At 74.5% G+C, this 9,815-nt stretch carries 12 protein-coding genes; 6 read left to right on the top strand and 6 right to left on the bottom strand.

The genetic code is table 11. The features are described 5' to 3' along the window. Positions 1–163: 163 nt before the first annotated feature. Positions 164–1,207, top strand: a complete 1,044-nt coding sequence (locus AB0E88_RS23170) for an NUDIX domain-containing protein (protein WP_361633355.1) — start codon at positions 164–166, stop codon at positions 1,205–1,207. Positions 1,208–1,218: 11 nt separating this feature from the next. On the opposite strand, the gene AB0E88_RS23165 is transcribed toward AB0E88_RS23170, so the two are convergent. Continuing rightward, positions 1,219–1,923 carry an MBL fold metallo-hydrolase gene (locus AB0E88_RS23165; RefSeq protein ID WP_361633352.1) on the bottom strand — a complete coding sequence of 235 codons (705 nt, stop codon included), beginning with the start codon at positions 1,921–1,923 and terminating at the stop codon, positions 1,219–1,221. A 60-nt stretch (positions 1,924–1,983) separates the two neighbouring features. After that, positions 1,984–3,339, bottom strand: coding sequence for a dipeptidase (locus tag AB0E88_RS23160; RefSeq protein WP_361633350.1), 1,356 nt, complete (start codon positions 3,337–3,339; stop codon positions 1,984–1,986). A gap of 133 nt (positions 3,340–3,472) precedes the next feature. Between AB0E88_RS23160 and AB0E88_RS23155 the strand changes: the two genes are divergently transcribed. Then, the gene (locus AB0E88_RS23155; protein ID WP_361633347.1) at positions 3,473–4,696 is read left to right on the top strand and encodes a geranylgeranyl reductase family protein; all 1,224 of its coding nucleotides are present in this window, start codon (positions 3,473–3,475) and stop codon (positions 4,694–4,696) included. A 243-nt stretch (positions 4,697–4,939) separates the two neighbouring features. On the opposite strand, the gene AB0E88_RS23150 is transcribed toward AB0E88_RS23155, so the two are convergent. Then, positions 4,940–5,389 (bottom strand): nitroreductase family deazaflavin-dependent oxidoreductase, encoded by a 450-nt coding sequence (locus AB0E88_RS23150; RefSeq protein ID WP_361633344.1) that lies wholly within the window; start codon positions 5,387–5,389, stop codon positions 4,940–4,942. Positions 5,390–5,520: 131 nt separating this feature from the next. Between AB0E88_RS23150 and AB0E88_RS23145 the strand changes: the two genes are divergently transcribed. Both AB0E88_RS23145 and AB0E88_RS23140 read left to right on the top strand, forming a co-directional pair. Then, the gene (locus AB0E88_RS23145) at positions 5,521–6,219 is read left to right on the top strand and encodes a TetR/AcrR family transcriptional regulator (protein WP_361633341.1); all 699 of its coding nucleotides are present in this window, start codon (positions 5,521–5,523) and stop codon (positions 6,217–6,219) included. A 70-nt stretch (positions 6,220–6,289) separates the two neighbouring features. Beyond that, positions 6,290–6,637: a DUF1330 domain-containing protein gene (locus AB0E88_RS23140; RefSeq protein WP_361633338.1), complete on the top strand. Its 348-nt coding sequence runs from the start codon at positions 6,290–6,292 to the stop codon at positions 6,635–6,637. A gap of 21 nt (positions 6,638–6,658) precedes the next feature. Here AB0E88_RS23140 and AB0E88_RS23135 read toward each other — a convergent pair whose 3' ends face one another. Together AB0E88_RS23135 and AB0E88_RS23130 are read right to left on the bottom strand one after the other, a co-directional pair. Next, positions 6,659–6,988 (bottom strand): TfoX/Sxy family protein, encoded by a 330-nt coding sequence (locus AB0E88_RS23135; RefSeq protein WP_361633335.1) that lies wholly within the window; start codon positions 6,986–6,988, stop codon positions 6,659–6,661. After that, a complete protein-coding gene (locus tag AB0E88_RS23130) occupies positions 6,988–7,446 on the bottom strand; it encodes an SRPBCC family protein (protein ID WP_361633332.1) in 459 nt (152 codons plus the stop codon). Before AB0E88_RS23130 ends, AB0E88_RS23135 begins: the two co-directional genes overlap by 1 nt. A 150-nt stretch (positions 7,447–7,596) precedes the next feature. Here AB0E88_RS23130 and AB0E88_RS23125 point away from each other — a divergent pair, with 150 nt between their 5' ends. Next, entirely contained in the window at positions 7,597–8,817 is a 1,221-nt protein-coding gene (locus AB0E88_RS23125) for a sensor histidine kinase (protein ID WP_361633329.1), read from the top strand. After that, entirely contained in the window at positions 8,814–9,479 is a 666-nt protein-coding gene (locus AB0E88_RS23120; RefSeq protein ID WP_361633326.1) for a response regulator transcription factor, read from the top strand. Before AB0E88_RS23125 ends, AB0E88_RS23120 begins: the two co-directional genes overlap by 4 nt. Here the strand turns inward: AB0E88_RS23120 and AB0E88_RS23115 are convergent. Next, positions 9,440–9,763 (bottom strand): DUF6332 family protein, encoded by a 324-nt coding sequence (locus tag AB0E88_RS23115; protein WP_361633323.1) that lies wholly within the window; start codon positions 9,761–9,763, stop codon positions 9,440–9,442. The two genes, AB0E88_RS23120 and AB0E88_RS23115, sit on opposite strands and share 40 nt — an antisense overlap. Positions 9,764–9,815 lie beyond the last annotated feature (52 nt).

The raw sequence follows: 9,815 nt of genomic DNA, 5'->3' as shown, positions 1-9,815 counted from the left end.
GCGTATCCGCCTGTGGCGGTGCCCCCCGGCGGGGGGGGGGCCCCCCTCCGGCGGGTGTCTGCGGGAGGGCGGCACCGCCGTGCCGTGCGCCCTCAACTGGCGCTGGTTTCCGTGGCAGGGTGGAGCGGGCAAGCCACAGGGGGCCAACAGAAGAGGGGGAACCGTGACCGTCGTCTGGATCAACGGTGCGTTCGGAGCGGGGAAGTCCACGACCGCGCGCGAACTGATCGACGTGATCCCGAACAGCACGCTCTTCGACCCCGAGCTCATCGGCGGAGCACTCCAGCACCTGCTGCCGCCCAAACGCCTCGCCGACGTCGGCGACTTCCAGGACCTGCCCATCTGGCGCCGCCTCGTCATCGACACCGCCGCCGCACTGCTCGCCGAGCTGGGCGGCACCCTCGTGGTCCCCATGACCCTGCTGCGCCAGGAGTACCGCGACGAGATCTTCGGCGGCCTCGCCGCCCGCCGGATCGAGGTCCGGCACCTTCTCCTCGCCCCGGCTGAAACGATCCTGCGTGAGCGGATAGCCGGGCGTCCGGTCCCGCCGGACCTCCCGGACGGCGAGATACGCGTCCGGCAGTGGGCGTACGACCACATCGAGCCCTACCGCACGGCCCTCGGCTCCTGGCTCACCGCCGACGCGCACCTCATCGACACCGGCGCCCTCACGCCGTACGAGACCGCCGTGCGGATCGCGGAAGCGGTCGGCAGCGGCGCCGCGTCCGTCTGCGACATCGTGCAGACACCCGAACCCACCGGCGAGACGCTGGCCGCCGGTGTGCTCCTCTTCGACGAACAGGACCGGGTGCTGCTCGTCGATCCCACCTACAAGCCCGGCTGGGAGTTCCCCGGCGGTGTCGTCGAGCCCGGCGAGGCACCGGCCCGCGCGGGCATGCGCGAGGTCGCGGAGGAGACCGGGATACGGCTGGACGAGGTGCCCCGGCTCCTGGTCGTGGACTGGGAACGGCCCGCGCCCCCCGGTTACGGCGGTCTGCGCCTGCTCTTCGACGGCGGCCGCCTCGACTCCGCGTCGGCCCGCCAGGTACTGCTGCCCGGACCCGAACTGCGCGGCTGGCGCTTCGTCACCGAGGACGAGGCGGCCGGGCTGCTCCCGCCGGTGCGCTACGAGCGGCTGCGCTGGGCCCTGCGTGCCCGCGAACGCGGCGCCGCGCTGTATCTGGAAGCGGGCCGCCCCGTGGGGTGAGCCGGCCGGGATCAGGCGGGTCTGTCCGCCACCTCCCGCAGCACCGCACCCGCCCCCGCGGTCACCGCGTCCCCGTGGCCGAAGCAGGCCACCTCCGTCTCCAGGCCGGCCAGCTGCCGCAGCGATGCCAGGGCCCGCTCCCGGTCGAGGTTGAACACTCCGGGCATCACGGTGCCGTCCACCGGGGACGCGGCGATCGTGTCCCCGGTGAACAGCACCCCGTGCGCGGGCAGATGCAGCGCGATGCTGCCGTCCGTGTGTCCGGGGACGTGCACCACGCGGGCGCCCCCACCGAAGTCGAGGACGTCGCCATCGGACACCGCGTGGGCCACCGGCGGCGGCGTCGCCTCGCTCAACGGGGGAAGACCCCGCGTGACTTCGGCGTGCAGCGGCCGCTCCCAGTCCTGGAGCACCGGTGGCGGCCCCGGCCGCTCCTGGCGGACGTACGGCGCGTCCAGCCGGTGCGCCAGCACCGGCACCTCACCCCACTCGCCCGCGCCACCGGCGTGATCCTCGTGGAAGTGCGTCAGCACGATCCGTCGTACGGCACCGGGGGCGAGCCCCAGCGACGTGATCGCCTCCGCCAGGGCGCCGCCGGAGCCCACCGGGCCCGCGTCGATCAGCGTCAGGTCGTCGTCGCCGTCCCGCCACAGGTAGGCCTGGCCGACGGGGAAGCGCAGCAGATGGAGGCGGGGGAGCAGTTCGACGACGTCCATGGGGCGAACGTAAGGGCCCCGTGCGGCTCGCGCGGGGCCCTTCGCTGTGAGCAGAGCCGGTCAGCCGGCCGCGTAGTTGCGCAGGAACAGCGCTTCGGCGACGGACAGCCGCTCCAGCTCCTCGGGCGAGACGCTCTCGTTCACGGCGTGGATCTGCGCCTCGGGCTCGCTCAGCCCGATCAGCAGGATCTCCGCCTGCGGGTAGAGCGCGGCGAGGGTGTTGCACAGCGGGATGGAGCCGCCCTGCCCGGCGTAGCTCATCTCCTGGCCCGGGTAGGCGACGGCCATCGCGTCGGCCATCGCCTGGTAGGCGGGGCTGGCGGCGTCGGCGCGGAAGGGCTGGCCTTGGCCGACCTGCTCGACGGCGACCCGGGCGCCCCACGGGGTGTGCGCCTCGACGTGGGCCTGGAGCAGCTTGGTGGCCTCGGTGACGTCCACGCCCGGCGGCACCCTCAGGTTGATCAGGGCGCGGGCGCTCGCCTGCACGGACGGCGTGGCGCCGACCACCGGCGGGCAGTCGATGCCGAGCACGGTGACGGCGGGGCGGGCCCAGATGCGGTCGGCGACCGCGCCGGAGCCGATCAGCTCGACGCCGTCGAGCACCCTGGCGTCCTTGCGGAACTGCTCCTCGTCGTACGTCAGGCCCTCCCACACGGCGTCGCCGCTCAGCCCGTCGACCGTGGTGGAGCCGTCCTCGGCGCGCAGCGAGTCCAGCACCCGGATCAGCGCGGCCAGCGCGTCCGGGGCGGCGCCGCCGAACTGGCCGGAGTGCAGATTGCCCGCCAGGGTGTCGACCTGGACGCGGAGCAGGATCATGCCGCGCAGCGAGGTGGTGACCGTCGGCAGACCGGCACGGAAGTTGCCGGCGTCGCCGATGACGACGGTGTCCGCCCGCAGCAGCTCCGGGTGCTGCTCGGCGTAGCGCTCCAGGCCCCCCGTGCCCTGCTCCTCCGAGCCTTCGGCGATGACCTTGACGTGGACGGGTATGCCGCCGTTCGCCTTCAGCGCGCGCAGCGCCAGCAGATGCATGATGACGCCGCCCTTGCAGTCGGCGGTGCCGCGGCCGTACCAGCGGCCGTCGCGCTCGGTCAGCTCGAAGGGCGGGGTCAGCCAGCGGGACTCGTCCAGCGGGGGCTGCACGTCGTAGTGCGCGTACAGCAGCACGGTCTTCGCGCCCTCGGGGCCGGGCAGGTAGCCGTACACCGACTGCGTGCCGTCCGGGGTGTCCAGCAGCGCCACGTCCGTGAAGCCCTCGGCGGTGAGCGCGTCGGCGACCCAGCGGGCGGCCTGCTCGCTCTCGCTCTTCGGGAACTGCGCGAAGTCCGCCACCGACTTGAAGGCCACCAGCTCGGCGAGTTCCGCCTTGGCCCGGGGCATCAGCGCGGCGACGGTCCCGGCGACCGGATGCGACGACATGGGCACGCTCCTCGTGGGTGCGACGTTGTACGGGTGAGTGCTGCCGATCCTCCCACAGCGGGCCGTGACGATCTCCGCCGTAGGATGCCTGTGGCAGCAGCGGCAGCGGCGTGATCGGGAGCGGTAGACCATCGTGAGCAGCGAGAACTCTTCGGCGGACGACGAGCGGCAGGTGTGGGACGTCGTCGTGGTGGGCGCGGGACCCGCGGGGGCCTCGGCCGCCTACGCGGCCGCGGTCGCGGGGCGGCGCGTGCTCCTGCTGGAGAAGGCGGAGCTGCCGCGGTACAAGACGTGCGGCGGCGGCATCATCGGCCCCTCGCGTGACGCGCTGCCGCCCGGCTTCGAACTGCCGCTGAAGGACCGCGTGCACGCGGTGACGTTCTCCCTGGACGGTCGCTTCACCCGTACCCGGCGCTCGCGGCAGATGCTGTTCGGGCTGATCAACCGGCCCGAGTTCGACCAGCAGCTCGTCGAGCACGCGCAGAAGGCGGGCGCCGAGCTGCGCACCGGAGCCACCGTGCAGCGGGTCGAGCAGCACGGCGCGGCCGTCCCGGACCGGCGCACGGTCGCCGTCGTCCTCCAGGGCGGCGAGACGCTGCTGGCCCGCGCGGTCGTCGGCGCCGACGGCAGTGCCAGCCGGATAGGGGCGCACGTGGGCGTCAAGGTCGACCAGGTCGACCTCGGTCTGGAGGCGGAGATCCCGGTGCCGGACACCGTCGCCGAGGACTGGAAGGGGCGGGTGCTGATCGACTGGGGCCCGCTGCCCGGCAGTTACGGCTGGGTGTTCCCGAAGGGGGACACGCTGACGGTCGGGGTGATCTCGGCGCGCGGGGAGGGTGCCGCGACCAAGCGCTACCTCGAGGACTTCATCGGCCGGCTCGGCCTCGCCGGTTTCGAGCCGCGGATCTCCTCCGGCCATCTGACCCGGTGCCGCGCCGACGACTCGCCGCTCTCGCGCGGGCGCGTGCTGGTGTGCGGTGACGCCGCCGGACTGCTGGAGCCGTGGACCCGTGAGGGCATCTCCTTCGCCCTGCGCTCGGGCCGGCTCGCGGGGGAGTGGGCGGTGCGGATCGCCGAGGCGAACGACGCGGTGGACACCCGGCGCCAGGCCCTGAACTACGCGTTCGCCGTCAAGGCGGGGCTCGGCGTCGAGATGGCCGTCGGCAAGCGGCTGCTGTCCGCCTTCGAGCGGCGCCCCGGCCTCTTCCACGCCGCCCTGACCGGTCTGCGCCCGGCCTGGCGGGCGTTCACGGACATCACCCGCGGCTCCACGAATCTGGCCGACATCGTCCGCACCCGCCCGATCGCCCAGCGGGCGCTGAGCGCCCTGGACCGCCGCCGGGCAGCCGCGGACTAGACCGGCTCCTGACGGTGCGCCGGGCGGCGGCGCCCGGCCCGGGCTGACGCGGCCGGGGTGGCCGGAGGGCGGGCGGCCGCCGCGACGCTGTACCGCCTGCCGCCTGCCGCCTGCCGCCTGCCGCCTGCCGCCTGCCGCCTGCCGCCTGCCGCCTGCCGCCTGCCGCCTGCCGCCTGCCGCCTGCCGCCTGCCGTCTGCCGCCCGCCGCCCGTGGCAGGCGCGGCCGCCGGTCCGTGGCGTGGCTCAGCCGGTGACCGTGACGCGGAAGACGGGGTGGTCGGGGGCGATCCGGCGCAGCTCGGACTCGGGGGAGTCCGGGCCCACCCCGTTGAAGAAGACGCCGACCTCGGCCTTCCAGCGCTTGAGGTACGCCCGCAGGATCGGCGCCTTGTCGTCGTCGGAGACCTCCGTCGCCGTGAACCGCTCCACCCGCTTGCCGAGCCGCAGCTCACCACCGCCGGCCGCGCGCATGTTGTGCGTCCACTGCACGTGCCCGCGCGGGGCGACGAGGAAGTGCGCGCCGTCCACCGTGAGCAGATTGACCGGGGTGGTGCGCCACTGGCCGCTCTTGCGGCCCCGGACGGCGAGCACCCGGGAGCCCCACACGCTGACGCCGCGGCCGGTCAGCCAGGCGACCGCACGGTTGAGGACGTTGACGGTGAACCAGCCGGGCTTGCGGACGTGTGCGGACATGGCAGCCTCCTGAGACCAAACCGTGAGCGGTGCTCTCGCTCTGACCTCAGTCTTGCGCGATCGGCGATACAAAGCAAGAGCGGTGCTCACAATTGTGTGCGCCGCTCTCCGCGCGTGGCAGACTGGCTGCCATGAGCAGGGACATCGCACGCGGCGCCCGGGCCCGGGCCAGGATCGAGATCACCGCCGCCATCAAGGACGAGGCGCGCAGACAGCTGGCCGAGGAGGGGGCCGCCAAGCTCTCGCTGCGCGCGGTCGCCCGCGCCCTCGGCATGGTCTCCTCCGCCCTCTACCGCTACTTCCCCAGCCGCGACGACCTGCTGACCGCGCTCATCATCGACGCCTACGACTCCCTCGGCGAGGCCGCCGAGTCCGCCGCCGCGGCGGTCTCCGACGCCCCGCCCGCCCGGCGCTGGACGGCGGTCTGCGAGGCCGTACGCGACTGGGCGCTGGCCCACCCCCACGAGTACGCCCTGATCTACGGCTCGCCCGTGCCCGGCTACAGCGCGCCCATGACGACCGTGCCGCCCGCCGCTCGCGTCGGCCTCCTGTTCTTCGCGATCGTCCGCGACGCCCACCGCGCGGGCGTCCTGACCGAACCGCCCCTGCCGGCCGCGCTGCGCGACGAGGCCGCCCGCATGGCCGCCGACCTCGCGCCCGACCTTCCACCGGAGACGGTGAGCGTCCTGGTGGCGGCCTGGGCGCAGCTGTTCGGACTGGTGAACTTCGAGCTGTTCGGCCAGTTCAACCGGGTGGTGGAGGACCGGGCGGAGTTCTTCCGGCACGCGGTGCTCCGGCTGGGGGAAGGCGTCGGCCTGCCGCTTACCTGAGAGGTCATCGACCTCCCCGCGGCCCCCTGCCATGATCGGTGCCACCAGGCCGACGAGACCGGAGGACTCCATGACCGCCTACGCCATAGCCCACCTGCAGGAGGCCGCGCCGCACCCGGAGATCGCCGAGTACATCGAGCGCATCGGCGCCACGTTCGCGCCGCACGGCGGACGCTTCCTGGTGCACGCGGCGCAGCACGAGGTGAAGGAGGGCGACTGGCCGGGGCACGTGGTGGTGATCGGATTCCCCGGCATGGCCGAGGCCCGCGCCTGGTGGGACTCGCCCGCCTACCAGGAGATCGCCCCGCTGCGCTCCCGCCACATCGAGGGCGACATCATCCTCGTCCCGGGCGTGCCCGACGCCTACGACCCGACCGCGACGGCCCGGGCGATGCGGGAGGCGATGGCCGCGCGGTAGGGGGCCCGGCCGCCGCCCCCCTCACTTGGGGGGCAGCCCCGCCGCGAAGGCGCGCCCCTCGGCGACCCAGGCGGCGAGCGCGTCGTCCCCGGTCACGGACGGGCCGGCCACCACCACCCAGCCCCGCATCGGCCGGCCGGACATGGCGAAGAGCCGCGCCCCCGGCCGGGCCAGGGCTGCGTCGGTGGCGTCCGGTCCGACCCGCACCAGCAGGTCGCCGCCGGTCACCGCGACCGCCATGTTGCCGCCCAGGAGGAAGGCGAGCCCGCCGAACATGCGTCTTTCGGAGAGCCCAGGCTCACCGGCGAGCAGCGCCCGCACCCGCCCGGCCAGGCTTTCGTCGTATGCCATCAGGCCCGTCCCTCCGCTTCGGTCAGCCGGCGTTCCAGGTCGCGCAGATCCTTGGCGAGGGAGGAGCGGACCTGCCGGGCCAGCAGGGGGGCCGCGAGCCGGAACAGGCCGCCCGGGCCACCGCGGACCCGGATGGCGGCCAGCGTGCCACGCGCATCGGGGGTGAAGGAGTAGGTGACATGCATCGGCATGGGGCCGGCCACGGACACCATGTCCAGCGTCCGCGGCGGCTCGTGGGCGGCCACGCGCAGCACATAGTCGATGCGCCGCCCGAGGAAGTACGCCGTGCGCGTCACCTCGGCGCCCGCGCCGAAGCCGCCCGTCCCGGCCGGCCGGGTCAGCTCGGCCCGGCGGATGCCCTGGGTCCACCGGCTGTCGTTGCGCCAGTCCATGGCGTAGGCGGCCACCTGCTCGACCGGCACCGGGATCGTGCGCCGCACCGTCACGTCGATCGTCATGGGCACCCGCCTCACCGCGTCGCCGTCCCCGCTACCAGGATGGCCGCACAGCACCTGGCCCGCCGTCCGGCGGCGTACTTCCCGGGGAGTACGTGTGATCACCTCGCCCGGCTGACGCCCGCGGCCCGGCGGGGCGTCTAGCGTGACGGCATGGAGCGAGAGCGCGTGCGCGGCGGCCCGCCGCAGTGGTGGCGGCACGGTCCGCCGTGGGCGGGCCGCCGGGAGGACGACCACCGCGTCCACTGGCCGTGGCCGTCCACCCTGATCGTCACCGCCGTGGTGCTGGCCGGCTCGCACTTCGCCGCGCACCAGCAGCAGGGCGCACGGGCCCCGCTCGACACGTTCGCCCGGGTGCTGCTCGTCGTCGCCGGCGGGCTGCTGCTGTGGCGCAAGCGGTATCCGGTGGCGGTCGTCTTCGGCACGTCCGCCGCCACCCTGGTCTACCTGGGCGCCGGTTACCCGTACGGCCCGGTGTTCCTCACCGTCGCCGTGGCCTGCTTCCACGCGATCCTGGCCGGGCACCGGTGGGCCGCCTGGTCGGCCGTCGGGATGCTGTGGGCCGGACATGTGGTGATCGCCCACTGGCTCTACCACCGGCTGCCGCCCGCGGGGGACGCGGCGGCTCCCTGGGGGCAGGAACTGGTCGTCGCCGCCTGGGTGGTGGCGATCGCCGCCGTCGCCGAACTGGCCCGGGCCCGGCGCGAGCAGTGGGCACGTGAGCGCGCCGAGCGGGCGCAGGCGGAAAAGCGGCGCGCCGACGAGGAGCGGCTGCGCATCGCCCGCGAACTGCACGACGTCCTCGCCCACAGCATCTCCGTGATCAATGTGCAGGCCGGGGTCGGCCTCGCCCTGCTGGACTCCGACCCCGAGCAGGCCCGCCAGGCCCTCACCACCATCAAGGCCCAGAGCAAGGAGGCGCTCGGCGAGGTGCGCCAGGTCCTCGACACCCTGCGCGCACCCGGCGCCGCACCGCGGGCGCCCGCCCCGGGCCTGGACCGGCTGCCGGAACTGGTGGAGCAGGCCGCGAGCGCCGGCCTCACCGTGACCGTGGACGGCACGGCCCCGCCGCTCGCCCCGGGCACCGGTCTCGCCGCGTTCCGAATCGTCCAGGAGGCCCTCACCAACGTCGTACGGCACTCGCGGTCGCGGCACGCGCGCGTGCGGCTGGAGCACGGCGGGGGTGTGCTGCGGCTGCGGATCGACGACGACGGACCGGCGTCCGGCGCCGACGCGGGCGGCGGCGGCAACGGGCTGGCCGGAATGCGGGAGCGGGCGGCCGCGCTGGGTGGCACGATCGAGGCGGGGCCGCGCCCCGACGGCGGCTGGCGGGTGCTGGCCGAACTGCCCCTGCAGGTCAAGGAGGACCGGTGATCCGCGTACTGCTCGCCGACGACCAGTCGCTGGTCCGCGCGGGGTTCCGGGCGCTGCTCGACGCCCAGCCGGACATCGAGGTGGCCGGGGAGGCCGGGGACGGGGAACAGGCGGTGCGCGCGGTCGCCGAACTGCGGCCGGACGTCGTGCTGATGGACATCCGCATGCCGCTGCTGGACGGTCTGGCCGCCACCCGCCGCATCACGGACGACGAGCGGCTGGCGGAGGTGAGGGTGGTCATGCTGACCACCTTCGAACTCGACGAGTACGTCTTCGAGGCGCTGCGCGCGGGCGCCTCCGGTTTCCTGCTCAAGGACACCGAGCCGGAGGAACTCCTGCGCGCGGTACGGGCGGTGGTGGCCGGCGACGCGCTGCTGTCACCGGGGGTGACGCGGCGGCTGATCGCCGAGTTCGCCGCCCGGTCCAAGGAGCCCGCTGCCGCCGGGACGCTGACCCGGCTCACCGAGCGGGAGCGGGAAGTGCTCGCCCTGGTCGGCCTCGGCCTGTCCAACGAGGAGATCGCCCGGCGCCTGGTGGTCAGCCCGCTCACGGCGAAGACCCACGTCAGCCGCACGATGGTGAAGCTGGGCGCCCGTGACCGGGCCCAACTCGTCGTGCAGGCCTACGAGTCGGGGCTGGTCCGGCCGGGCTGGCTGGGCTGAGACCCCGGCTGCGAGAGTCCGCCGGGCTCCCGGAGTCCGCCCGGCTGCCGGAACCGCAGCAGCACGCTGACGACGCGCGCGAAGAACAGCACCGGCGCGACGATCTCGCCGGCCCTCACCAGCAGCAGCTCGGCCGTCCGCGGCAGGTCGAACAGCAGCGCCGGGCCGGCGACCGCCCCGAACACGACGGCCGCCGCGAACGCCGCACTGCACAGCGCGTACCCGATCTCCACCGTCGCCGCGTCCTGCTCGGCCTTGGTGCGCCGTCCCCCGTAGTGCTCCATACGGCGAGTCAAACAGCCGGGTGCCCGGCGGGCAAGCAACCCGCCGGGCACC

The sequence above is a fragment of the Streptomyces sp. NPDC028635 genome (genome assembly GCF_040637635.1).
Taxonomy (GTDB): domain Bacteria; phylum Actinomycetota; class Actinomycetes; order Streptomycetales; family Streptomycetaceae; genus Streptomyces.
This window is presented reverse-complemented; position numbering and strand designations above follow the sequence as displayed.